The sequence below is a fragment of the Aliidongia dinghuensis genome, from assembly GCF_014643535.1.
GTDB lineage: Bacteria > Pseudomonadota > Alphaproteobacteria > ATCC43930 > CGMCC-115725 > Aliidongia > Aliidongia dinghuensis.
Map to the genome: position 1 here is coordinate 22495 of NZ_BMJQ01000022.1, position 25249 is coordinate 47743.

Consider the following 25249-nt stretch of genomic DNA (forward strand, 5'->3'; position numbering starts at 1 on the left):
GGGCGGGGCGGGTTAAGGCTGTGCTCAGGCGGCGGAGAGCGCTTCCTTGACGAGCGCACTCGCCTTCTGGAAATCCATCTCGCCGGCATGGCGTTCCTTCAAGGCGGCCATGGTGCGGCCCATGTCCTTGATGCCGGCGGCACCGATGTCGGCAATGACCTTGCCGATCGCGGCCCGGGTCTGGGCCTCGTCCATCTGCTGCGGCAGGAAACGCTCGATGACGGCGATCTCCGCCGCCTCCTGGTCGACCAGGTCCTGGCGGTTGCCCTGCTTATAAAGCTCGATACTCTCGCGGCGCTGCTTCACCATGCCCTGCAGCACGGCGAGCACGGCCTGGTCGTCGATGCCGTCCGGGTTGCCCAGTCCGCGCGCCTCGATGTCCTTGTCCTTGAGCTTGGCCTGGATCATCCGCAGCGTCGAGGTCGTGCGCTGGTCGCGCGCCTTCATGGCCTCTTTCACCGCGTCGGTCAGGGCTTGGCGCAGCATGGGTATTATCCTTGGCTTATGAGCAGGGCCGGCAGTGATAGGCAAAATCCTACGCCATTCCTAGCCCTTTTCCAGGAACGATTCGGCAAAATCCGCCACCCCCGCCGGCACGCACCCCGCCATGCACGGCGCTCACGCAAGGCTGCCCCCAGCCAAAGAAGCGGACGTCGCGCTTGACGGCATGCACCCCATGGCACTACTCGAAAAGCTCGCCGGGCCACATTCGCCCGGTGACCCTAAAGAGGTCGGGTTCGCCGCAAGATGCGGTGTCCTCCCTGTCGGCGTTCCGCCCACGGGGGGTCGACGCGCATCTAAAGGATGAACACGACCTTTTCGATCGAGGAGCCGATCATGTCCGAGACCGTCAGCGCGCAAGCGCGCCCCCCGCGCCCGCCAGGCGCCACCGCGGCCTTGGTGCTGAACGACGGCACGGTCTATTGGGGACGCGGCGTCGGCGCCACAGGCACCCAGGTCGGCGAGGTCTGCTTCAACACCTCGATCACCGGCTACCAGGAGATCATGACCGATCCGTCCTACGCCGGTCAGATCATCAACTTCACCTTCCCGCACATCGGCAACGTCGGCGCCAATCCGGAAGATACGGAAGCGGTGACCGCGGCCGCGCGCGGCCTCGTCATCCGCACCGACATCACCGACCCGGCCAACTGGCGCGCGATCGAGGGCTTCGATGCGTGGCTGAAGAAGTACAACCTCATCGGCCTCGCCGGCATCGACACGCGGGCCTTGACCCGCCGCATCCGCGACAAGGGGCCGCCGAACGGCGCCATCATTCACGCGCCCGACGGCAACATCGATATCGATGCGCTCTTGGCAGAGGCCCAGGCCTGGCCCGGCCTCGAAGGCATGGACCTGGCGCTCGAAGTGAGCTGCCGCCAGACCTACGAATGGGCCCAGACGCGCTGGAGCCTCGGCGGCGGCTACGGCACGCTGGACGCGCAGAAGCGCCATGTCGTCGCGGTCGACTACGGTGCCAAGCACAATATCCTGCGCACGCTGGCGGCCAACGGCTGCCGTGTCACGGTCGTGCCGGCGACGGCCACGGCCGAGGAGATCCTGCGCCACGAACCCGACGGCATCTTCCTGTCGAACGGCCCGGGCGACCCGGCGGCGACCGGCGAATACGCCGTGCCGGTGCTGCAGGAGCTGCTCGAGACCGGCAAGCCGATCTTCGGCATCTGCTTGGGCCACCAGCTCTTGAGCCTCGCGATCGGCGGCACCACGACCAAGATGACCAACGGCCATCGCGGCGCCAACCACCCGGTCAAGGATCTCGAGACCGGCAAGGTCGAGATCACGAGCCAGAACCACGGCTTCCGTGTCGAGCCCGAGAGCCTGCCCAAGAACGCGGTCGTGACCCACGTCTCGCTGTTCGACGGCTCGAACGAGGGCTTCCGGCTCACCGATAAGCCGGTCTTCTCGGTCCAGCACCATCCCGAGGCCTCGCCGGGGCCGCAGGACAGCAACTATCTGTTCGAGCGCTTCGTGCGCCTGATCGACGAACGCAGCGCCGAAAAGGGAGCGAAGTAGCATGGCGAAGCGCACCGACATCAAGTCGATCCTGATCATCGGCGCCGGCCCCATCGTCATCGGCCAGGCCTGCGAGTTCGACTATTCCGGCGCCCAGGCGTGCAAGGCGCTCCGAGCCGAGGGCTACCGGATCATCCTGGTCAATTCCAACCCGGCGACGATCATGACCGATCCGGACCTGGCGGATGCGACCTATATCGAGCCGATCACGCCCGAGATGGTGGCGAAGGTGATCGAGGCCGAGCGGCCGGACGCGCTCCTGCCGACCATGGGCGGCCAGACCGCGCTCAACACGGCGCTGGCGCTCGCCAAGGACGGCACGCTCGCTCGTTTCGGTGTCGAACTGATCGGCGCCAAGGAAGAGGCGATCGCCAAGGCCGAGGACCGGCAGCTGTTCCGCGATGCCATGGACAAGATCGGCCTGCAGTCGCCGAAGTCGCGCGCGGTCCAGTCGCTGGACGCGGCACGCGAGGCCATGGCCGAGATCGGCCTGCCGGCGATCATCCGTCCGTCCTTCACCATGGGCGGCACCGGCGGCGGCATCGCCTACAACACCGAGGAATATGAGGAGATCGTCAAGGGGGGCTTGCGCGCCTCGCCGACGAACGAGGTCCTCATCGAGGAATCGGTGCTGGGCTGGAAGGAATACGAGATGGAGGTGGTCCGCGACCGCGCGGACAACTGCATCATCATCTGCTCGATCGAGAACGTCGATCCGATGGGCGTGCACACCGGCGACAGCATCACGGTCGCCCCGGCGCTGACGCTCACGGATAAAGAATACCAGCTGATGCGCGACGCCTCGATCGCGGTGCTGCGCGAGATCGGCGTCGACACCGGCGGGTCGAACGTGCAGTTCGCGGTCAATCCGGCCGACGGCCGCCTGGTCGTGATCGAGATGAACCCGCGCGTCAGCCGCTCCTCGGCGCTGGCCTCGAAGGCGACCGGCTTCCCGATTGCCAAGGTCGCGGCCCTGCTCGCCGTCGGCTACACGCTGGACGAGCTCCGGAACGAGATCACCCAGGTGACGCCGGCCTCGTTCGAGCCGACGATCGACTATGTCGTGACCAAGATCCCGCGCTTCGCGTTCGAGAAGTTCCCGGGCACCGCACCGCTCTTGTCGACCTCCATGAAGTCGGTCGGCGAGGCCATGGCGATCGGCCGCAGCTTCGCCGAGAGCGTCCAGAAGGCGCTGCGCTCGCTCGAGACGGGCTTGACCGGCTTCAACGAGGTCGCGATCCCCGGCGGCTCTAGCAAGGACGCGGTGCGCGCGGCCTTGGCCCAGCCGACGCCGGACCGCCTGCTCGTCATCGCCCAGGCGTTCCGCCACGGCCTGACCGTCGAGGAAGTGCACGCCGCCTGCAAGTACGAGCCGTGGTTCCTGCGTCAGGTGCAGTCGATCGTCGCGACCGAGGAGCGCATCCGCAAGGACGGCCTGCCGCAGGACGTGTTCCAGTTCCACGCGCTGAAGAAGCAGGGCTTCGGCGATGCGCGGCTGGCCGAGCTCGCGAGCACGACCGAGGCGCATGTGACCGCCCTCCGCCACAAGCTCGGCGTCAGGCCCGTCTACAAGCGCATCGACACCTGCGCCGCCGAGTTCCCGTCGAACACGCCCTACATGTACTCGACCTACGAGGGCGACGGACTTTCGCCGGCGGAGAATGAGTCGGACCCGACCGAGCGCAGGAAGGTCGTGATCCTGGGCGGCGGCCCGAACCGCATCGGCCAGGGCATCGAGTTCGACTATTGCTGCGTCCATGCCGCCTACTCCCTCCGCGAGGCCGGCATCGAGACGATCATGGTCAACTGCAATCCCGAGACCGTCTCGACCGACTATGACACGTCCGACCGGCTCTATTTCGAGCCGCTGACCGCCGAGGACGTGATCGAGCTCGTCCGCGTCGAGCAGTCGAAGGGCACGCTCTTGGGCTGCATCGTGCAGTTCGGCGGCCAGACGCCGCTGAAGCTCGCCGCCGCCCTCGAGGCCGCCGACATTCCGATCCTCGGCACCTCGCCGGACGCGATCGACCTTGCCGAGGACCGCAAGCGCTTCCAGCATTTCCTGGGCGAGCTCGGCCTGAAGCAGCCGGAGAACGGCACCGCCTATTCGGCCGAAGAGGCCGAGGCGGTCGCCGAGCGGCTGGGCTTCCCGCTGGTCATGCGGCCATCCTACGTACTGGGCGGCCGGGCGATGGAGATCGTCCACGGCATGCAGCGCCTGAAGGAATACATGGCGAACGCGGCCAAGATCTCGGCGACCGGCCCGATCCTGTTGGACCGCTATCTCTCGGACGCGATCGAGGTCGACGTCGATGCGCTCTCTGACGGCCGACACGTCTACGTCGCCGGCATCATGGAGCACATCGAGGAGGCCGGCATCCATTCGGGCGATAGTGCCTGCTCGCTGCCGCCCTACTCGCTCTCGGCCGAGATCATGGCCGAGATCGAGCGCCAGACGACGGCGATGGCGCTGAAGCTGGGCGTCGTCGGCCTCATGAACGTGCAGTACGCGGTCAAGGACGGCACGGTCTACGTGCTGGAGGTGAACCCCCGCGCGTCCCGCACCGTGCCGTTCGTCGCCAAGGCGACCGGCGTGCAGATCGCCAAGATCGCGGCCCGCGTCATGGCCGGCGAGACGCTGGCGGCGCTGGCGCCTGCAACCCGGCCGGCGCTCGAGCATGTCGCGGTCAAGGAAGCCGTGTTCCCGTTCAACCGCTTCCCGGGCGTCGACCTGATCCTGGGACCTGAGATGAAGTCGACCGGCGAAGTCATGGGCCTCGACGCCGACTTTGGCCGCGCCTTCGCGAAGTCGCAGCTGGGATCCGGCGTGTCGCTGCCGCTCGCGGGCACCGTCTTCGTCTCGGTGCGCAACCATGACAAGCAGGCCGTGGTCGAGCCGTGCCGCAAGCTGGTCGAGATGGGCTTCAAGCTGGTCGCGACCAGCGGCACGGCCCAGTGCCTGACCGAGGCCGGCCTACCTGTGGACGTGGTCAACAAGGTGCTGGAGGGCCGGCCGCATATCGTCGACCGCATGGTTTCGGGCGGCGTGCAGCTGATCTTCAATACGACCGAAGGTAGTCAGGCAATCAGCGACAGCTTCAGCCTGCGCCGCACTGCGCTCACGCATGCGATCCCGTATTACACGACTTTGGCGGGCGCCAAAGCCTCGGTGCATGCGATTCAGGCGCTCAAAAGCGGCAGCCTTGAAGTCGGCGCGCTACAATCCTATTTTGTTGGGCCGTCCTAGCGGGGTGGGACCCCCGTGTTAAGGACGGTTTCTTATTCCCGCATCGCCGCTTTTTAGGTCAGGCCGTCGAAGAAATGCAAAGAGTTCCAATGACCGAGGCTGGGTTCAGCCGGCTGCAGGAAGAGCTGCGTCGGTTGAAGAGCGTAGACCGCCCGGCCGTGATCCGTGCGATCGCCGAGGCCCGCGAACACGGGGATCTGTCCGAAAACGCCGAATATCATGCTGCGCGCGAGCGCCAGTCCTTCATCGAGGGCCGTGTGCTCGAGCTTGAGGACAAGATCGCGCGCGCCGAGGTGATCGACGTCAGCAAATTGTCGGGCAACGCCGTCAAGTTCGGCGCGACCGTCGTGCTCGCCGACGAAGAGACCGACGAAGAGACCAAGTACCAGATCGTCGGCGAGGACGAGGCCGACATCAAGCTGGGCCTGCTCTCCGTCACCTCGCCTTTGGGCCGCGCGCTCATCGGCAAGCAGGTCAAGGAAAGCGTCGAGGTGACGACACCGCGCGGCGCCAAGTCCTACGAGATCGTCAAGGTCCTGTTCTGAGACGGCACGCCCTGCCGCCGTCGCTCCCCCTAAAGCGAGACATGACGGACGGAGGGTTCCAAGACCTGAAAAGGGGCGCTGGGACCGTGGTCCCGCGCCCCTTCGTCTCACCGAGGCTGACGGCGTCAGTCCTCGTCGACTGCATCCACGTCGATCGGCACGCCGACCGCGTATTTGCTCGACCGGATGGCGAGCGCGGACTTGACGTGGCTGACGTTGGGGGCCGTCGTGAGCTTGGTGGTGAGGAACTTGTGGTAGCTGTCCCAATCCGTCGCCACGACCTTCAGGAGGAAGTCGGTCTCGCCGGCCAGCATGTGCGCTTCGCGGACCTCGGGCCAGGTGCCGACCAAGTCCTCGAATGCCTTGAGGTCCCCCTCGGCCTGGCTCACCAGGCCGACATGGGCGAAGACCGTGACGCCGTAGCCCAGCGCATCCGGTTCGATCGAGGCGTGATAACCCTTGATGTAGCCGGCGTCCTCGAGCGCCCGGACACGGCGGAGACAGGGAGGGGCCGAAATGCCGGCCCGTTTGGCCAATTCCACGTTCGTCATCCGGCCGTCCTCCTGCAAGTCCCGCAGGATCCGCCGGTCGATCCTGTCGAGTTTAATTCGACGCATGTAGGGAACCCTCAAAGAAATTTGGGCAACTATCTTACAAATTGTCCCGCAGAATCAACACATCTGAACAAGATGCATAGGAGACCGGCAGGAGTGAGCGCGTGAACGCGGACGTGTGGCTGCTCTATGACGGCAAGGTCGGATTGCGCAGCCAGGTGGTCGGTGTCGCCGAGGCGGTGGGTCTGCCCTTCGTCGAAAAGAAGCTCGCGATTCGCTATCCCTGGAAGGGTCTGCCGCCGCTGCTATGGTGGAACGGCACCGCGGCGGCGAGCCGGGCCGGCGACCGGCTGAACCCGCCCTGGCCGCGCCTCGTGATCGGCGCCGGTGGCCGGGCCGCGGCACCGGCGCTTGCGATCCGGCGCAAGAACCAGGGCCGCACGGTGGTGGTCCAGATTCAGGACCCGAAGATTCCGCCGGCGCGCTTCGACCTCATGATCGTGGCTGATCACGACAAGGTACGCGGACCTAACGTCATGGTCTCGCTGGGCGCCGTCCATCCGGTGACGCCGGCCAAGCTCGCGGCGGCGGCCGAGCTCTGGCGCCCGCGCCTCGCCCATCTGCCGCACCCGCGCATCGCCGTGGTGATCGGCGGCGACAACGGCGTCTATCGCCTGACGCCGGAGATCATGACCGGCATCGCCGACCGGCTGGCGGCGCTGGCGCGCGACGGCGCCGGGCTCATGATCACGACCTCCCGCCGCACGGGCGCCGAGGCCGAGGCCATCCTGCGCACGCGCGTCCAGGGCCCGGGCGTCGAGATCTGGACCGGCGAGGGCGAGAATCCCTATTTCGGCTATCTGGGCCTGGCCGACCATGTGCTGGCCACCGCCGACTCGATATCGATGATCACCGAGGCGAGCGCCACGGGCAAACCGGTCCATGTGCTGGCCCTCGAAGGCGGCTCGAAGAAGTTCGAGCGGTTCCACGAGGCGATGCAGGCCGCCGGCATCACGCACCCGTTCGGCGGCACGCTCGACAGCTGGAGCTACACGCCGCGCGACGATACCGGCGCCGCCGGCGCGCGCATCCGCCAGATGATGCAGGACCGCGGCCTGTGGCCGGCGTGATGCAGCTTCTGCTGCGACTGCCGGTCCCGCTGCTGCTGCTCTTGGGCGCCCTCGCAGCGGGCGCCTTGTTCATGACGTTCCCGGGGCTCGACCTCTGGACGAGCGGCCTGTTCTGGCGCGCCGACGGCGGCTTCGTCCTGCGCAACTGGACGCCGTTCCGCGTCGTCTACGACGCCGTGCCGGTCGCGACCTGGGCTTTGGTCGTGGGCCTGCTGCTGCTGGCGCTCTTGGGTTGGATCCTCGGCCGGGCGATCGGGCCGCTCGACCGGCGCACGATCCCGTTCCTGCTGCTCACCATCGCACTCGGGCCCGGCCTCTTGACCAACACGGTGCTCAAGGACCATTGGGGCCGGGCGCGGCCGAGCCAGATCGTCGAGTTCGGCGGCACCAAGCAATTCACACCGGTGCTGCAGCCGAGCGACCAGTGCGACCATAATTGCTCGTTCCCCTCCGGCCACAGCGCCATGGCCTTCTCGCTCGTGGCGCTGGGCTTCCTGCCGGCGATCGAGCGCCGGCGGCGCTGGGTGACCGGTGCGGCGCTCGGCTTCGGCGTGCTGGTCTCGCTGGTGCGGATCGGCCAGGGTGGCCATTTTCTCTCAGACACGATCTTTGCCGGCCTCCTGGTCGGCGTGGTCGCCTGGGGCCTCCATCGCTGGATCGTCGAGGCGGATGGGCTCGACCGGCTATGGACGCGGCGGCTTGTGCGCCGGCTCGGCGGCGCCCTCACCCGGGCGGGCGACGCCCTCAACAACCTGCCGCCGTCCGCGCGCCGGAACTGGCTTATGGGCAGCCTCGCGACCGCTGCCGGGATTGCTGTGTCCGTGCTGTGGATCGACCGGCCGCTCGCCTTCTATTTCAAGGCCGACGATGATCGACTGGTCCACTGGTTCCAATGGGTCACCAAGTTCGGCCTCGGCTGGGGCTGGCTCGTGATCTCGGGGGTTGCGACCCTCGGCCTCTGGGGCCTCGCACATTCGCCGCGCGCCGGCGCCCGGCGCGAGCGGCTCATCGCCTGGTCGCTCGTCCCCGCCTTCATCTTCCTGTCCGTGCTGGTGAGCGGGCTTGTGGCCGACATCGTCAAGATCCTGGTCGGCCGCACCCGGCCGAAGCTGCTGTTCGCCGACGGCAGCTTCGCGCTTACCGGCCTGTCGTTCCGCAGCGACCATTGGTCGTTCCCGTCGGGGCACGTGACCAACGTGGCGGCGCTGGCCGCTGCGCTTACCATGCTGTGGCCGCGGCATGTCGCGGCCTATTGGCTGTTCGTGGCGCTGATCGCCTTGAGCCGCATCGCCACGACCCAGCATTTCGTGAGCGACACGATCGGGGCATCCTTCCTCGCCGTGCTGGTGACCGCTTATATCCGCGGCGTATTCACCCGCTCGGGCCTGCCGCTCACCGACCTCAAAGCCGGCGTCATGCAGGTCCGCCCGGCGCTCACCTGGCGCCGGCGGCTGCTCGGGCTCTAAGCCCACCGGCACTAGGCCGCGACCTGAAACCGGCGCATCCTTTCGCGCGCGCCATGACGCGGAAGGACAAGAAGAATGCGCACGCTCATCGCTGCGATCGGGATCCTGCTCGCCACCGCGACCGGCGCCGCCGCGGCCGATCCCATCTGCATCGCGCTGATCGAAGAGCCCGCAGCTCCAGGGGCTTCCGCGGCCGACCACGGCGACGCAGGTTTCCGGCTCGGCCTCGATTATGCAACGAGCGGCACGAACAAGGTGCGCGGCCGCCCGGTCGCGCTCAGCGTCGTCGAGGAACCCGGCACAGCCTATCGCGACGGTGCCGACATTGCGGTCGCGTTCGGCCCGTCGGAGACAGTACTCGCCATGCTTCCCGCAGCTTCTGCGGCGCAGCGCCTCCTGCTCGTGGCCGAGGCACGCGCGAGCGTCGTTGCCGGCAGCAACCACTATGTCGTCAGCACCGCCGCCAGCGCCGACCAGCTGGCACGGGCCGAGGCGCTGGCGCTCGCCCGTCCGGAGCTCAACCTGTTCGTCGCGGCCGAGGACACGCGCGACGGCGCCGATACGGTCGCGGCCCTGAAGCAGGCGCTGGGCCGGCACGCCGACACTGGCTTCTTCGTCGGCGCTCGCCTCGTCCCGCCGAGCACGGCCGACGTCGGTAGCCTGCTGAGCACGGATTTCGAAGGCCTGCACGATCTCCACGGCGGCCGGACGCTGCTGGCAATCTGGCAGGATGCCGCGTCGCCGATCCCATCGATCGCCGCCGCCGGCCCCGACCGGTTCGGCATCCGCCTTGCCTACCTGGGCCCGCTCGCCCCGAACGCACCGCTACCGGCCGTCGGCTTCGACGGGATCACGTCCTATTTCCACAGCTTCCCGCACAATCGGGTGAATGACTGGCTGGTCGCGGCCTGGCGCCGGCGGTTCCACGCCTACCCGGACGGCTCGGCCGCGGAGGGTATGACGGCCGCCCTGGCGCTGGTCGCAGCGCTCAAGGCGGCGCCGTCAACCGAGACCGAGGCGCTGATCGGCGCGCTGGAGGGCTTGCGCTTCGCCACGCCCAAAGGCGCCATGGTGATCCGCAAGGAAGATCACCAGGCGCTTCAGGTCCTCTATCAATTCCGCAACGAGCCCGCGCCGCGAGGCGCCCCGATGCTCGAACATCAGTTCAGTATCGCCGAACTGTCAGCGGCCGAACCGAAGTGACGGCTACGGCTTTGCGTCCGTGTAGCCCTTGAAGCCCGTGAGCTTGTAGAGCGTCACATCGCGGGCCAGGCCGGGGCCGAGCGGGATCACGACATGGGCGACCTGCGCATGCTCGGCGAAGCGGTCGAACACTTCTTGCCGCTCGGCGCCCTCGCGCTGGGTGATCCAGAGATAGTCGCCGCCGGGCGTGCCGCCGAGGCTGTTGTCCATCTCGAAGCCGTTGCGCACATGACCCGCCGGGTTCCACATGCGCATGTCGAACGGGTGCGGCTGCATGTAATAGATCATCGCCGCCATCAGCTCGCGCTGGTCCGCCAGCAGCGGCAGGTCGAGATACTGCAGGTGGATCTGCGACAGGCTGTTGCCGAGCGTCTGCCAGCCGCGCACCCGGTGCAGCGGGTCGAGCTTGCCGGGGATCGGATGGCCGACCGCCTTGCTGATGTCGCGCGCGCCCAGGAGCAGCACGCAGAGCGCCACATGCAGCACGACGGACCATTGCACGAGCCCGTCCCGCCCCTTCTGCGTGAGATACGCCACGACCAGGATCGTCGCCGTGAGATAGGTCGGTGCCGACCAGTTCGGCTGGGCGCGCGACAGCATCGCCTCGACCAGCATGATGGCGAGCGTCGGCAGCGCGAAGCTCATCAGCAGGAGCGCACGCCGGTCGGCGCCGATGCGCCGGGCGCCCGCGACGATCACGATCAGGGTGCCGAGGAAGATCGGCCCGAACACGCCGAACTGCGCGCCCGCGAACTCGGCGAACGCCTGCGGGTGCAGGCCGTAGTCGCGCACGTTCGCATTGTCGCGGGTGTGCAAGTAGCTGACGAAGCCGTTGGTCGCGTTCCAAACGAAGTTGGGCGCGTAGACCACAAGCGTCAGACCCAGGCTCAGGAGGAACGGCTTCAGGTGGCGCCGCTCGTCCGGCACCAGCAGGAGGAAGCCCAGTGCGGAGGCGAGCCAGAAGCCCGTGGCGTATTTCGAGAGCAGGCCGACACCGCCGGCGATGCCGACGAGGAGCCACCAGCGCTGCCCGCCCTCCTCGCGCGCCCGCACGAAGCCGTAGGTCGCGACCGCCCAGCAGAACAGCAGCGGCACGTCGGTCGAGATGATGAGCGCCGACAGCGAGACCGCCGGCAGCGTGATGAAGGCGATCGTCGACCACGCGGCGATGCGCGCGTCGTAGAGCCGCTTCGCGGTCGCGTGCACGACCAGGCTGGTCACGACATAGAGCAAGGGCGCCGAGACCTTGACCGCCAGGTCCGACGTGCTGAACAGGTGCGTCGTGGCCCAGATCAGCCAAGCGACCATCGGCGGCTTCGAGTAGTAGCCGAACTGGAGTTTCTGGGCCCAGATCCAGTATTGCGCCTCGTCCGGATAGAGGTCGATCGGCTGGCCGGCGAGCCAGAGCAGGCGCAGGAACGTGACGGCGCCCACGATCAGGAGTGCCACGCGGAACATCGGGTCGATCTCGCGGCGCGGCAGGGCCTGGGTCTTGGGCGCGGCGGTCTTGGGCGCGGTCGAGGCCTTCTGAGGCACGGCGGCGGTCGGTTTCTTTGGGGATCTCATGGCGGCGCGACCCTACAGAAACGAGGCCCGCGGCGCTAGAAGGACGCGGGGTCGCAGGCTACCTCTGGCCTCTCTCCAGCCGTCAAGCCCGAGGATGACGGTGGAGAGGTGGACCAACCTGATCACTCGCGCTCGATAGGCCCGCCCTATCCGCGCGATTGATCGCATCCGCCGGTCTCGCATGCTAAGAACGGGGTTTCGGGCCAGGGGGATCGTCGCCATATGGCGCTTCCGTGGCGGCCTTCCAATCTTTGATGGCCCAAAGCCCTTTCCAGCAAGTTCCGGACGACATGGCGCTCAAGATCGAAACCTTCTCGTCGCTCAAGGGCGGCAACAGCTTCTTCAAGGCGGTGACGCATCCGGAGGCGGCGACGCAGGCGGCGGCGCTGATCCGGCGCTTGAGCGAGGCGCGCTCGGTCGCGATCTATGACCCATTGGGCTTCGCCACCGGCTTTGCCGCCGTGCGCGACCTCTCGGCCGTGCGCATCGCCGGCGTCTATGTCCAGGCGGTGACCGACCTCGGCCAGGAGCGGCTCGGCCATGCGACGAAGCCGGTGACGGCGCTCGCCGGAAGTGCGGCCGACCTGGTGTTCGTCACCGCGTTCGATGCCGAGCGCCTCACCCAGCAGATCGCCCATCTCGTCCCGGCCGGCGCCGAGGTCGTGAGCCTGGACGAGCTCCGGCTCGAGCAGAGCCTCATCACCAACCCGCGCAACTATCTCGACCCGCTCAATTTCGCGACCAATTTCGCGTTCTTCCGCGATCGCGACGGCAGCCATAGCCGCGTCGTCACCGCGAATTACTGGTCGAACTACGGCGCCAAGGAGACGGCGCTCGCCTTGACCCTGTTCGATGCCGACGGCCAGGTGCTGGCGCGCTGGCGCGAGGCGCTCCCACCCGGCCAGTCCGCCGTCGTGATCGACAGCCGGCGGGTCCGCGCGCGCTTCGGCCTGCCGGCGTTCGAGGGCCAGCTCTTCATTCATGCAGTCGGCGGCGCAGGCCACGACGTGGTGAAATACGCGCTCGATACGTTCGAAGAGGACGGCCCGTCGCTCTCCTGCACCCACGACGCCAACGCCTGGCCGGCCGATTTCTATGCCGGCCTGCCGGCTCCGCGCGCCGACGAGCGTGTCGTGCTCTGGGTCCAGAACAGCCTGCCGATCGCCATTCCGCCGGGCGGCATCGCGCTCAACCTGATGGGCGACGCGCATATCGTGCCGTTCCCCGAGGAAGTCGCCCCGTTCGCGACCGTGCCGCTCGACGTGGCGAGCCTGCTGCCCGAGGCGCGCTGGCCGCAGCAGATCGAGATCGCCGCCGGCAAATATGTCGTGCGCCCGCGCTACGAAGTGATCCGCGGGCCGCGCACCCGTATCGCCCATCCGAACGTCGAGCGCACGGACCTGAAGCCCGATCCGAAGATCGCCGAGCTTGGCCCTTGGCTCGGCAAAGGCTTCATCCTGCCGGCGCCGATCCTGCCGCCCGCGCAATGGTCGAGCCTGCTGCTGCCGACGCCCATGGCGCTCAGCCAGGCGGCGCTGCCGATCCAGGCGACGGCCTATGACCCGGCCGGCCGCGCGCTCGGCACCAAGCGCTTCGGCCGTCTCGCGCGCCGCGAGTCTGTGGAACTGGCGCTCGACGAGCTCGTCGCCGATGCGACCGCGCTCCCCTGGGGCCATGTCGAGCTGACCTACGACTTCGCTGCCGGCACCGACGTCGACGGCTGGCTGCACGCGCTCTTCCGCTACGAGAACCGGGCGAGCGGCCATGCGGCGGAGACGAGCTTCGGTGCCCATGTCTTCAATACCGTGCTCACCTACAAGGACGAGCCGCAGAGCTATGCCGGCCGGCCGCCGGGGCTTTCGACCCGCCTGTTCCTGCGCCTGGGCGCGGAGCCGCTCGACACGCTCTGCCACCTGGTCTATCCGGCGTCGACGCCTTGGCATCCCTTGTCCGAGACCGACCTCACGCTGCTGGACGCGACGGGCCGCGAGGTCGCACGCCGGCGCGTGCAGATCCCGTGCGGCGGCTCGCTGTTCTGGCGGTATCACGAAACCTTCACCGCCGAGGAGCGCGCAGCCGCCGGCACCGACGCCTATATCGTGGTACGCGACACGACCTGCCGCCTGTTCGGCTATCATGGGCTCGCCGGAACCGACGGCCGATTCAGTCTTGACCATATGTTCGGGTTCTGACCGCGGAGACACACAATCCGTAGACTTTTTCAGCCTTAGCCCTTGCGTTTCAGGGGTAAAACTCAATACTCTCTAAAGCAGTGTGGCCTGCGACAGGCCCGGAGTAGTCATGTCCGAGCGTCATCATACGAAAGTCCTGATCATCGGCGCCGGCCCGGCCGGTTATACCGCGGCGATCTACGCTGCGCGCGCGAACCTGCAGCCGATCCTGGTGCAGGGCATGCAGCCGGGTGGCCAGCTGACGATCACGACCGACGTCGAGAATTACCCGGGCTTCGCCGACGTGATCCAGGGCCCCTGGCTCATGGAGCAGATGCAGAAACAGGCCGAGCATGTGGGCACCAAGATGGTGTTCGACCTCATCACCTCGGTCGATTTCTCGAAGCGCCCGTTCGTGTGCACTGCCGACAGCGGCGACGTGTTCGTGGCCGAGACGGTCATCATCGCGACCGGCGCCCAGGCGCGCTGGCTCAGCGTCCCCGGCGAGGAGACCTATCGCGGCTTCGGCGTCTCGGCCTGCGCCACCTGCGACGGCTTCTTCTTCCGCAACAAGAACATTGCGATCGTCGGCGGCGGCAATACTGCGGTCGAGGAGGCGATCTACCTCACCAACCACGCCGACACGGTGACCTTGATCCACCGGCGCGACAGCCTGCGCGCGGAAAAGATCATGCAGGACCGTCTGTTCGCCAATCCGAAGATCCGCGTCATCTGGAACAGCGCGGTCGAGGAGATCCTGGGCGAGCAAAACCCGCCGCGCGTGACCGGGCTCCGCCTCAAGGACACGGTCACCGGCGACGTGAACCATATGGCGGTTGACGGCTTCTTCGTCGCGATCGGCCATACGCCGGTGACGGAGATTTTCAAGGACCAGATCACGCTGGACCAGGACGGCTACATCGTGACGCGGCCGGACTCGACGGCGACCAACGTGCCGGGCGTGTATGCGGCCGGCGACGTCAAGGACAAGGTCTATCGCCAGGCGGTGACCGCCGCCGGCATGGGCTGCATGGCGGCGCTCGAAGCCGAGAAATTCATCGCGGCCCAAGAGGCCGAAGGGCATCGCAATCATCGCACCGAAGGCGGTACGGCACTGCGCGCAGCCGAGTAAATGCGCGTGCGAGGTCGGTAGCGGGAGGCGTTGGACGGGGGGACTTCCGATTCAGCCCGTGGACTGACGCCAAGTTCGACAGGGGACGGGAATGGACTGGGACAAGCTGCGGGTCTTTCATGCGGTCGCGGAGGCCGGCAGCTTCACCCACGCGGGTGATGCGCTGAACCTCAGCCAGTCGGCGGTCAGCCGGCAGATCAGCGGGCTCGAGGAGAGCCTGCAGGTGCCGCTGTTCCACCGGCATGCGCGGGGCCTCATTCTGACCGAGCAGGGCGAATTGCTCTATCGCACGGCGCGCGACGTGTTCGCGAAGCTGTCGATGACCGAGGCCATGCTGTCGGAGAGCAAGGACCGGCCCAAGGGGCCGCTCAAGGTGACGACGACCGTCGCCTTCGGCTCGGCGTGGCTGACGCCGCGCATCCGCGAGTTCCTCGAGCTCTATCCCGAGATCACCTTGAGCCTGCTGGTCGACGACGGCGAACTCGATCTCTCCATGCGCGAGGCAGACGTCGCGATCCGCATGGCGCCGCCGCGCCAGCCCGACCTGGTGCAGCGTCACCTGATGACCGTGCGCTCGCATGCCTACGCGTCGCCCGACTATCTGAAGAAGCACGGCACGCCGACCCGGCCCGAGGATCTGGACGAGCATCGCACCGTCATCTACGGCGACGATTCGCGGCCGCCGACGCCCAGCATCAACTGGCTGGCCGAGGTCGGCGCCAAGCCGGGAGCCGAGCGCCGGCCGATCCTCAAGGTCAACAACATCTACGGCATCTATCGCGCCGTGCAGAGCGGCCTCGGGATCGGCTCGCTGCCCAATTACATGGGCCAGGAGACGAGCGACCTGGTCCGCGTGCTGCCGGAACTGTCCGGCCCCACGGTCGAAGCCTATTTCGTCTATCCGGAGGAACTGCGCCCGTCGAAGCGTATCGCGGTGTTCCGCGACTTCCTCATCCGCAAGGTCCAGGAATCCCGCCTGACCTAAGCCTAATACCGCTGGCACCTTCAATCGAAACGCCCGCCCTTCCCGCGGGCGTTTTCCACATTGCGGCAAGAGTTCGTCATGAAAACGTCAAATAAACGACAGGCGATGCGTTCTCCGCAGGGGTGACTTGCCCAATTTTAGGGTGGTTTCCGCAGGCAAACTGCCCAAGTATTGCGCTGCGGGATCGATGCGGCGCGCGGCCAACGTGCCCTCCCCCGAACGAATTCGCCGGCGGTCGAGGCCGCCGGCACCGAGTTCCCAAGCGCTCGCGCTTGGGAAAGGGTCTTCGGATCCTACGTCTCCCAGACGTGAAGCCTCCCTGTTGACTCAGGCCGGACCCGCAAGGTGTCCGGCCTTTTTTTCGCGCCCTTGCGAATAGCGCCTTGAACAGGCGGCCATGGCGGTCGCTACAATCAGGGCGTTATTGCGCTGCCATAGATAAAATCTGAAGAATATATTAGGACCTGTAGGCAGACCCTCGGTCGAATCGGCAATCGAGGAGCGACCTTGCCGGCGTCAGAGGCCATCGAACCGCCGTCGAAACGGCTGCAACCCGGATCCCGCACCCGGCAATCCCGGATGCTGATCGCCGGCAGCTGTGTCGTGGCCGTCTGCGTCTTGAGCGTTTTCTTCTGGTCACTCTGGGATTCGCGCCGCAGCGCGCTCGATCACGCCGTGCAGACCGCGCAGAACCTGACCGCGACGCTCGCCCACGATGCGGAACGCAACATCACCAGCTACGATCTCTCGCTGCAGGGCGTCATCGACGGGCTCAAGTTCGACGAAACGAGGACTCTCAAGCCCGACCTCCAGCGCCAGATCCTGTTCGATCGGGCGGCGACGGCGGCGTTCTTCGGCTCCATCACCGTGATCGGCGCCGACGGCCGGATGATGATCGACTCCCAGTCGACCGAGCCGCACTCGGGCGACTATGCCGATCGGGATTATTTCAAGGTCCATCGCGACAATACCGCCGTCGGGCTCTACATCAGCCCGCCGTTCAAGAGCCGCGTGACCGGCGACTGGGAGATCGCGCTCAGCCGCCGGATCAGCAACCCGGACGACAGCTTTGCCGGAGTCGTCGCCGGCAGCCTGAAGCTCGCGTTCTTCCAGAACCTGTTCGACGGCATCGATCTCGGGCCGAACGGGGCGGCCGCCCTGTTCAACGTCGACCGAACCATGATCCTGCGCAAGCCCTACAACCCGTCGGAGTGGGGGCGAAGCCTTCCCCGCTCTCCCCTGTTCCAGAAGCTTGCCCAGAACAGCACCGGCTGGTTCCAATATCACTCGCTCACCGATGGGGTCGAACGGATCGCCGCCTATCAGCGGATCGGCAAGTTCCCGCTCGTCATCAGCATCGCGACCGCCTGCGATACGGTCTTCGCCGAATGGCGCCAGAAGGCGCTGGTCGTGGGGGCCACCATGCTGTTTGCGGCCGGGCTCACGCTGCTGCTCGGCACCTTCGCGCTCAGGGAGCTCAACCGCCGCAGCCTGGCAGAGCAGGCGGCGCTCGAGAACGAGCGGCTCTACCGCCTGCTCGCCGACAATTCCTCGGACCTGATCGTGCTTGCCGACATCGACGGCGTCCGGCGCTTCATTTCGCCCGCGGCGCGCGAACTCTACGGCTACGAGCCCGAAGAGATGATGGGCTCCAACACCTTCGGCGCCGCCCACCCCGAGGACCGGCATTTCCTGACCGATGCGTTCGAGCAGCTGACGAACGGCGCGCCCAGCGCGGTCGCCCAGGTTCGCGCCCAGCGCAAAGGCGGCGACTATGTCTGGGTCGAGACCCACATGCGCCTGGTTCGCGATCCGCTGACCGACGAGTTGCGCGTCCTGGGCCTGATCCGCGACATCAGCCGCCGCCACGAAATCGAGCAGGCGATCCGCGAGAGCGAACTGCAATTCCGCTCGCTCGCCAACAGCGTCAGCGACGTCATCATCCGCAGCGGGCCGGACGGCCGGCTGCGCTACGTCTCGCCGTCGTGCCGCACGGTACTGGGCTACGAGCCGGAAGAGCTGGTCGGCACCAAGCGCGGCACGTTCAGCCATCCGGAGGACCGCGCGCACATTGAGGCACGCATGGCGGCGATCGTGGCGGGCGACGGCGACAATGTCATCGCCTTCCGCGTGATCCGGCGCGACGGCACGACGATCTGGCTGGAAGCGCGCATCTCGCTGGTCCGCGCAGCGGAGACGAACGAGCTTGTGGAGATGATCGCCGTCATGCGCGACATCTCGCAACAGAAGGCGATCGAGGAGCGGCTCGAACGGGCGCGCATCGAGGCGGAGAAAGCGAGCCAGCTCAAGTCCGACTTCCTCGCCAACATGAGCCACGAGATCCGCACGCCGATGAACGGCATCATCGGCATGACGGGCCTGCTGCTCGCGACCCGGCTCGACCCCGAGCAGCGGCGCTTCGCCGATGCCGTGCGCATCTCCGCCGACGCGCTGCTGTCGGTCATCAACGACATTCTCGACCTGTCCAAGCTCGAGGCGGGCAAGCTCAACCTCGAGACCGTGCCGTTCGATTTCTCGACGATCGTCGAGAACTGCGTCGAGCTCATGACGGCCAAGGCGCTCGACAAGGGCATCACACTCACCGCCGAAGTGGCTGAGCGGGCCTACCTGCCCCACCTCGGCGATCCGACGCGGCTCCGGCAGATCATCCTCAATCTCCTGTCGAATGCGGTGAAATTCACCGACCACGGCTTCGTCTCGATCAAGGTCAAGGCGACGGCGCTCGCGACCGGCGCGTCGTTCATCCGGATCCATGTCGAGGATTCCGGCATCGGCATGGACGAAACGGTGAGAGCGAAGCTGTTCCGGAAATTCGAGCAGGCCGACACGTCGGTCGCCCGGCGCTTCGGCGGCACCGGCCTGGGCCTCGCCATCTCCAAGCAGCTGATCGATCGCATGGGCGGCCGCATCGGCGTCTCGAGCACGCCCGGCTACGGCAGCCGCTTCACCGTCGAGCTCACGCTGCCGGTGACCGACACCGCGCCCGTGGATCTGGTGCCAGAGGACAAGACGGCGCGCGACAAGGCCTCGGGCGGAAGCACCGCGCCAGGCGCCTCGCCGCTGCCGCCCGTCGCAAGCAAGGCCGGGCGCATCCTGGTCGCCGAAGACAATGCGGTGAACCAGCTGCTGGTCGTGACCCTGTTGACCGATGCCGGCTATGCGGTCGACGTGGCGGAGGATGGGACCGAGGCGGTCGCCGCGGTCAAGCAGCAGGCCTACGATCTCATCCTGATGGACGCGCAGATGCCGAACATGGACGGGCTGCAGGCGACGCAGGAGATCCGCAAGCTCGCCAACGGCCGGGGCCGCGTGCCGATCATCGCGCTCACCGCCAACGCGATGGCGGGCGACCGCGAGCATTACATCGCGGCCGGCATGGACGATTACCTGTCGAAGCCGCTCGACGCGGCGACCATGCTGGCGATGGTCTCGAACTGGATCGGCCAGCACCGCGCCGACGTGGGATGGAAAAAAGAGGCCGGATGAGGCAAAGCTGCGCGCCAATCCATTCATTCTGGAACAGGTGCGTGATGGCGAAGATGTTGGGCCGGTTCAAGCATATCAACCGGGGAATCCTGATCGAGAACGGCCGCGAGATCGAATTCTGCATTCAGTTCAAATCCGGCGACGAATGCACGGTGCAGCTGCCGGTCGACGAGATCCCGCGGGTCGTCCGCTTCCTCGAGGCGCTCGAGATGCAGGCGAAGGAAGAATAGAGCATGGCTGCATTGGCTGGAGCCAGCCAATGCAGCCATGCTCTAACTATTTGATTAGGGACGGATTCACGAATTGACTGAAATCGCCACGCGATTCCAGTCAATTCGATCCGCCCCTAGATCAGCTGCCGGCAGATCTCGTCGCTGACGGCGCACAGCCGTTCCAGATGGGCCGCCACCATATCTTCGACGCTGCTCCGCTCGACGCGGGCGCCGATGTTCATGGCGGCGATGACCCGGCCGTCGTACCGGCGGATCGGCACCGCCAGCGACCGGAAGCCGCTCTCGGCCTCCTGGTCGACGAGCGCGTAGCCGCGGGTCCGGGTCTCCAGCACCGCGGCCCTGAGAGCTGCCTTGTCGGTGATCGTCACGGCGGTGACGGCGACCGGCATCAAGACCTCGAAATAGCGATCGAGCGCCAGATCCGGCAATGCGGCGAGCAAGACCCGCCCGAGTGCCGAGCAATAGGCCGGGACGCGGAAGCCGATTCCGGCGCCAGCTGCCATCAGGCGCTGCGGCGACGCGTGGGCGATCATGACGACCTGGTCATCAAGCAGCACAGCCGCCGAGACGGCTTCGCCGAATTCCGCCGACAAGGCGTCGCACGCCGGCTGCAGGATCGTCGAGATCTGGTTCGACAGCAGATAGCTGCCGGCGAGCGTCAGCACCTTGGGCGTCAGGCGGTAGAGCTTGCCGTCGCTCTCGGCGAAGCCCAGGTGTGTCAGCGTGTAGAGCGCGCGTCGGGTCGTCGCCCGGGGCAGGTCGACCAGGCGCGCGATGTCGCTCAAGGTCAGCGGACCGCGCTCGGTGCCGAACGCCGTCAGTACGGCGAGCCCGCGGGCGAGCGCTTCGGAAAAGTCCGGGCCGAGGCCGTTCTCGATCCGAGCGGCCGCATCTTGTGATCGAAGTTTCGCCATGGCTGCTGTCTATCAGGTGGCAGCGGCCTGATCCAGCAGCGCGCGCAGATCGGTGCTCTCGTCCGCCGCCTGCTGCGGCGTGAGCGGCGCACGGCGCGCCAACAGCTTGCGGGCGGTCAGGTGATCACCGGGCCGGTTCACCGTGTCGACAGCGATCAGCCGCTGGCCGCGGAAATAGAACAGGGCGAAGCGGTCGCTTTCGGCGTTCCCGCGCATCGCGACCTCGTCATAGCCGGCGGCGAGGCCGGCGGACTGCACCTTGAAGTCATATTGATCCGACCAGAACCACGGAACCGGCCGCGCGGGCGGCGCGTGGCCCGTCGCGGCCGCGGCGGCGGCCCGGGCCTGGTCGCCGGCGTTCTGCACGGATTCCAGGCGAATGAGACGTCCACCCTGCTCGGCGCAGGCGCAGTCGCCGGCCGCAAAGACGTCGGGCACGCTTGTTTGCGCCCGGTCATCGACCACAACCACCCCCGAGCAGGTGGCGAGGCCGGCATCGATAGCGAGCTCGCCGTTCGGCACGGCACCGATGCCGATCACCACCAGATCGGCCGGGATCTGCCGGCCGTCGTCGCATTCGACCGCCTGAACGCGCCCCGCGTCGCCGACAATGGCCTTGGCCGTCATGCCGAGCCGCAGCGCCACCCCCTTCTCACGATGCTTGCGCGCGAGATACCGGGCGAGCGGCGGCATCGCGACCCGGGCCAGCACCTGGTCCGCCGCCTCGAGCAGCATCACCGCCAGGCCGGCGGCAATCAGGCTTGAGGCGATTTCCAGGCCGATATACCCCCCGCCGACCACGACCGCGCGCTCGGCCTGCCGCATCGCCGCGCGCAGGGCGCGGGCATCGTCGAGCGTGCGCAGGACGTGGACGCCGTCGAGGTCCGCCCCCGGAATGGCGAGCCGCCGCGGACGGCTGCCCGTGGCAAGCATCAGTTTCCTGAAACCATAGACGCCGTCCGCGGTTAGCACCCGTCGGCCAGCGAGATCGAGCGCCGCGACCCGCGTGTTGCAGACCAGGTCGATGGCATTTTCCGTAAAGAACGCCTCGCCGCGCAGCGGCAGCGCCGCGTCATCGACCTTGCCTGAGAGATAGCCCTTGGAGAGCGGCGGCTTTTGATAAGGCGCGTGCGGCTCCTCGCTCAGCAGCAGAATGGGCTCGGCAAAGCCCAGGTCGCGCGCGGTCGCGGCCATCTGCACGCCTGCATAGGACGCCCCGACGATGACGAGCCCGGCGGTCACGGGCAGCACCTCACGACTGGGTGGCCGGCACATGGACGATGAGCCCGTCCAGCGCCGGTCCGACCGTAAGCTGGCAGGAGAGCCGGCTCGTCGGCCGACGCTCGGCGGCAACGCCGTCCAGGAGCTCGCTCTCCGCCGCGTCGGGTGCCGGCAGGCGGTCGGCCCAGGCCGTGTCGACATAGATGTGGCACGTGGCGCATGAGAGGCAGCCGCCGCATTCGGCATCGATGCCGCGCACATTGTTCTGGATCGCGCCCAGCATGACGCTCTGGCCGCTCGGCACCTCGACGCGACGCTCGGCCCCATCGACTTGCACATAGACGATCGTCGGCATCGACTCCTCCCATTTGTCCGATTAACGAACTATTGTTCGATTATCGATCAGAGCATCACGGATGGCAAGCGCCCTTTTGGCGACGACCTCGTCGGTTCGTCATTGCGGCGCGTCTCGAATTGGAATAATATCGAACATATGTTCGTTAATCGGACAAATCAATCATCTCGTGCGGGAGGAAACCGATCATGATGAGCCGTGAGCAGAACGAACGGATCACGCGCGTCGGCGCGGGAACGCCGGCCGGCAAGCTGATGCGCCTTTACTGGCAGCCGGCGGCCCTCGCGGACGAACTCATGGGCGAGCGGCCGATCAAGCCGGTACGCCTGCTGGGCCAGGATCTCGTGCTGTTCCGGGACGAGACGGGCCGGCTGGGGCTGCTCGATCGCGACTGCCCGCATCGCGGCGCCGATCTCGCTTTCGGGCGGCTCGAGGGCGGCGGCCTGCGCTGCGCGTTCCACGGCTGGCTGTTCGACGCCGCCGGCCGGTGCCTCGACACCCCAGCCGAGCCCGAGGGCAGCACGCTCTGCACGCGGATCCGGCAGAAGTCCTATCCGGTCATCGAGCGTGGCGGCATCATCTTCGCCTATCTGGGCGAGGGCGAGCCGCCGGCCTTCCCGGCCTTCGACTGCTTCACGGCACCGGACAGCCACGTTTTCGCCTTCAAGGGCCTCATCGACTGCAACTGGCTGCAGGCGCTCGAGGTTGGCATCGATCCCGCCCACGCGTCCTTCCTGCATCGCTTCTTCGAGGACGAGGACACGTCGGGCGCCTATGGCAAGCAGTTCCGCGGCGCCTCAGCCGGCTCGGACATGCCGATGACGCAGGTCCTCCGCGAATTCCCGCGACCGGTGATCGAGGTCGAGCGCGCGGACTATGGCTTGCGGCTGACGGCGCTGCGCCGGATCGACGACGAGCATACCCACGTGCGGGTGACCAACCTCGCCTTCCCGCACGCCTTCGTCATCCCGATGAGCCCCGAGATGACGATCACCCAGTGGCACGTGCCGGTCGACGACACCTCCTGCTATTGGTACGCGATCTTCACCAGCTTCACCGGCGCCGTCGACAAGGCGCAGATGCGCGCCCAGCGGCTCGAGCTCTACGAGCTGCCGGACTATCGCCCGCGCCGCAACAAGGCCAATGATTACGGTTTCAGCGCCGAGGAGCAGCGCGAGCAGACCTATACGGGCATGGGGAACGACATCAACGTCCACGACCAGTGGGCGGTCGAATCCCAGGGCCGCATCCAGGACCGCACCCGCGAGCATCTGGGGCAGACCGACAAGGCGATCACGCTCTATCGCCGCCTGTTGCAGGCCGCGATCGACCAGGCCGAGGCAGGCGAGCGGCCGTTGATGGTGCTGTCGCCGGACGAGGCGGCCGGCCTGACCGGCCCGGCGACCATCGACAGCATCGGGCCGACCGTCGGTTGGGAGGAGCATTGGCGCCGGCTCGAGCGCGAGCGCCGGACCGGCGCGCCATGGGGAGCCAAAGACCATGCCGCATGACAGCAAGCGCCGGGCGAGCTTCGTCGAGCGCCACGGCCTGTGGACCGCCGACCACGCCCGGGCCGCCACCGAAATCCAAGCGCGGATCGAGCGCGACGGCGTCGAGATCGTCCGCCTGTCCTTCGCCGACCAGCACGGTATCCTGCGCGGCAAGACCATCGTCGCGTCGGAACTTCAGGCAGCACTCAAGAACGGCTGCGGCTGCCCCTCGTCGCTGCTCGCCAAGGACACGTCGCACCGGACCGTGTTCCCGGTCTTTACCGCCGGCGCCGGCATCGGCGTCAGTGAGATGGCGGGCGCCGGCGACGTGCTGATGCTGCCCGATCCAACCACGTTCAACGTCCTGCCCTGGGCGCCGCACACCGGCTGGCTCTTGTGCGACCTGCGCTTCACCAACGGGCACCCGGTACCTTTCTCGACGCGCGATCTCTATCGGGCTGCACTCGACCGGCTCGCCGCCAAGGGCTACGGCTTCGTGGCCGGCGCCGAGCTGGAGTTCCACCTGTTCCGCCTGGTCGATCCGCGGCTGGCGCCGGCGGACGCAGGCCAGCCCGGCTCGCCGCCGGACGTGGCGCTGACCACCCAGGGCTACCAATACCTGACCGAGGCCCGCTACGACGAACTCGACGACATCTTCGAGCATCTGCGGCGCGGCCTGCAGGCGCTGGGCCTGCCGCTGCGCTCGCTGGAGGTCGAGTTCGGCCCGAGCCAGTGCGAGATCACGTTCGGCCCGGGCGCTGGGCTGGCGCCGGCCGACCTGGTCGTGCTGGCGCGCAGCGCCGTGAAGCAGATCGCCCGGCGCCACGGCCATCACGCGACCTTCATGTGCCGGCCGAAGATCCCAAACGTCGTGTCGAGCGGCTGGCACCTGCACCAGTCGCTGATCGAGGCCGGCACCGGCCGGAACGCGTTCCAGCCCGACGAGGACAGCGCTGTCCTGTCGCCCGTCGGGCGGGCCTATCTCGGCGGCCTGCTCGCCCACGCCCGGGCGGCGGCGGCGTTCAGCACGCCGACGATCAACGGCTACAAGCGCTACCGTCCCTACTCGAACGCGCCCGACCGGGCGATCTGGGGCCGCGACAACCGCGGCGTCATGGTCAGGGTCCTGGGCGGCCCCGGCGATCCCGCGACCCGGCTCGAGAACCGGGTCGGCGAGCCGGCGGCCAATCCGTATCTCTACATGGCGAGCCAGATCCTGACCGGCATCGACGGCATCGAGCGGCAGCTCGATCCCGGCCCGTCGGCCGACATGCCCTACGAGACCAAGGCCGAGCACCTGCCGGTCCGGCTCGAGGAGGCGCTGAGTGCGCTGGCCCAGGACGAATGCCTCCGGGCAGGCCTCGGCGCAGCCTTCGTCGACTATTACCTGCACCTGAAGCGCGCCGAACTCGCCCGCTTCGAAGCCGAGGTAACCGAGTGGGAGCACCGGGAATATTTCTCGCTGTTCTGACGCCGCCAAAGCCAGGGGCCGCCGA

At 67.4% G+C, this 25249-nt stretch carries 19 protein-coding genes; 13 read left to right on the plus strand and 6 right to left on the minus strand.

Annotated features, from left to right (window positions below):
• Positions 1-24: 24 nt before the first annotated feature.
• Positions 25-486, minus strand: a complete 462-nt coding sequence (locus IEY58_RS29850; protein ID WP_189051827.1) for a GatB/YqeY domain-containing protein — start codon at positions 484-486, stop codon at positions 25-27.
• 351 nt (positions 487-837) lie between these two features.
• Here IEY58_RS29850 and carA point away from each other — a divergent pair, with 351 nt between their 5' ends.
• The 3 genes from carA (at position 838) to greA (ending at position 5826) form a co-directional block, all read left to right on the plus strand.
• Positions 838-2034 (plus strand): glutamine-hydrolyzing carbamoyl-phosphate synthase small subunit, encoded by a 1197-nt coding sequence (gene carA / locus IEY58_RS29855; RefSeq protein WP_189051828.1) that lies wholly within the window; start codon positions 838-840, stop codon positions 2032-2034.
• A 1-nt stretch (position 2035) separates the two neighbouring features.
• Positions 2036-5281: a carbamoyl-phosphate synthase large subunit gene (carB, locus tag IEY58_RS29860; protein WP_189051829.1), complete on the plus strand. Its 3246-nt coding sequence runs from the start codon at positions 2036-2038 to the stop codon at positions 5279-5281.
• 74 nt (positions 5282-5355) lie between these two features.
• Positions 5356-5826 (plus strand): transcription elongation factor GreA, encoded by a 471-nt coding sequence (gene greA, locus IEY58_RS29865; protein WP_189051830.1) that lies wholly within the window; start codon positions 5356-5358, stop codon positions 5824-5826.
• A 125-nt stretch (positions 5827-5951) separates the two neighbouring features.
• On the opposite strand, the gene IEY58_RS29870 is transcribed toward greA, so the two are convergent.
• A complete protein-coding gene (locus tag IEY58_RS29870; protein WP_189051831.1) occupies positions 5952-6443 on the minus strand; it encodes an Lrp/AsnC family transcriptional regulator in 492 nt (163 codons plus the stop codon).
• Between the two features lie 101 nt (positions 6444-6544).
• Between IEY58_RS29870 and IEY58_RS29875 the strand changes: the two genes are divergently transcribed.
• The 3 genes from IEY58_RS29875 (at position 6545) to IEY58_RS29885 (ending at position 10179) form a co-directional block, all read left to right on the plus strand.
• On the plus strand, positions 6545-7510 hold the full coding sequence (locus tag IEY58_RS29875) for a mitochondrial fission ELM1 family protein (RefSeq protein ID WP_189051832.1): 966 nt from the start codon (positions 6545-6547) through the stop codon (positions 7508-7510).
• Entirely contained in the window at positions 7510-8976 is a 1467-nt protein-coding gene (locus tag IEY58_RS29880) for a phosphatase PAP2 family protein (RefSeq protein ID WP_189051833.1), read from the plus strand. Before IEY58_RS29875 ends, IEY58_RS29880 begins: the two co-directional genes overlap by 1 nt.
• 75 nt (positions 8977-9051) lie before the next feature.
• On the plus strand, positions 9052-10179 hold the full coding sequence (locus tag IEY58_RS29885) for an ABC transporter substrate-binding protein (RefSeq protein WP_189051834.1): 1128 nt from the start codon (positions 9052-9054) through the stop codon (positions 10177-10179).
• Positions 10180-10182: 3 nt separating this feature from the next.
• Here the strand turns inward: IEY58_RS29885 and IEY58_RS29890 are convergent, their stop codons facing one another.
• Positions 10183-11715: an ArnT family glycosyltransferase gene (locus IEY58_RS29890; protein ID WP_189051835.1), complete on the minus strand. Its 1533-nt coding sequence runs from the start codon at positions 11713-11715 to the stop codon at positions 10183-10185.
• A gap of 284 nt (positions 11716-11999) precedes the next feature.
• On the opposite strand from IEY58_RS29890, the gene IEY58_RS29895 reads away from it, so the two are divergent.
• The 5 genes from IEY58_RS29895 to IEY58_RS29915 all read left to right on the plus strand — a co-directional run bounded on the left by IEY58_RS29895 (position 12000) and on the right by IEY58_RS29915 (position 19770).
• Positions 12000-13937, plus strand: a complete 1938-nt coding sequence (locus IEY58_RS29895; RefSeq protein WP_229744064.1) for a hypothetical protein — start codon at positions 12000-12002, stop codon at positions 13935-13937.
• Between the two features lie 109 nt (positions 13938-14046).
• A complete protein-coding gene (gene trxB / locus IEY58_RS29900) occupies positions 14047-15048 on the plus strand; it encodes a thioredoxin-disulfide reductase (RefSeq protein ID WP_189051836.1) in 1002 nt (333 codons plus the stop codon).
• A gap of 91 nt (positions 15049-15139) precedes the next feature.
• Positions 15140-16033 carry a LysR family transcriptional regulator gene (locus IEY58_RS29905; protein ID WP_189051837.1) on the plus strand — a complete coding sequence of 298 codons (894 nt, stop codon included), beginning with the start codon at positions 15140-15142 and terminating at the stop codon, positions 16031-16033.
• A gap of 579 nt (positions 16034-16612) precedes the next feature.
• The gene (locus IEY58_RS29910) at positions 16613-19540 is read left to right on the plus strand and encodes a PAS domain S-box protein (protein ID WP_189051838.1); all 2928 of its coding nucleotides are present in this window, start codon (positions 16613-16615) and stop codon (positions 19538-19540) included.
• A gap of 44 nt (positions 19541-19584) precedes the next feature.
• Positions 19585-19770, plus strand: a complete 186-nt coding sequence (locus tag IEY58_RS29915; protein ID WP_189051839.1) for a hypothetical protein — start codon at positions 19585-19587, stop codon at positions 19768-19770.
• Positions 19771-19886: 116 nt separating this feature from the next.
• Here the strand turns inward: IEY58_RS29915 and IEY58_RS29920 are convergent, their stop codons facing one another.
• From IEY58_RS29920 to IEY58_RS29930, 3 genes are read right to left on the minus strand one after another with little or no spacing between them, the layout of a single operon-like run.
• Positions 19887-20687 (minus strand): IclR family transcriptional regulator domain-containing protein, encoded by an 801-nt coding sequence (locus IEY58_RS29920; RefSeq protein ID WP_189051840.1) that lies wholly within the window; start codon positions 20685-20687, stop codon positions 19887-19889.
• A gap of 12 nt (positions 20688-20699) precedes the next feature.
• Positions 20700-21929, minus strand: coding sequence for an NAD(P)/FAD-dependent oxidoreductase (locus IEY58_RS29925; RefSeq protein ID WP_189051841.1), 1230 nt, complete (start codon positions 21927-21929; stop codon positions 20700-20702).
• 10 nt (positions 21930-21939) lie between these two features.
• Positions 21940-22263, minus strand: coding sequence for a 2Fe-2S iron-sulfur cluster-binding protein (locus tag IEY58_RS29930; RefSeq protein ID WP_189051842.1), 324 nt, complete (start codon positions 22261-22263; stop codon positions 21940-21942).
• A 188-nt stretch (positions 22264-22451) separates the two neighbouring features.
• Between IEY58_RS29930 and IEY58_RS29935 the strand changes: the two genes are divergently transcribed.
• Both IEY58_RS29935 and IEY58_RS29940 read left to right on the plus strand, forming a co-directional pair.
• A complete protein-coding gene (locus IEY58_RS29935; RefSeq protein WP_189051843.1) occupies positions 22452-23774 on the plus strand; it encodes an aromatic ring-hydroxylating dioxygenase subunit alpha in 1323 nt (440 codons plus the stop codon).
• Positions 23764-25224, plus strand: a complete 1461-nt coding sequence (locus IEY58_RS29940; RefSeq protein ID WP_189051844.1) for a glutamine synthetase family protein — start codon at positions 23764-23766, stop codon at positions 25222-25224. The genes IEY58_RS29935 and IEY58_RS29940 overlap by 11 nt, the downstream gene beginning before the upstream one ends.
• Positions 25225-25249 lie beyond the last annotated feature (25 nt).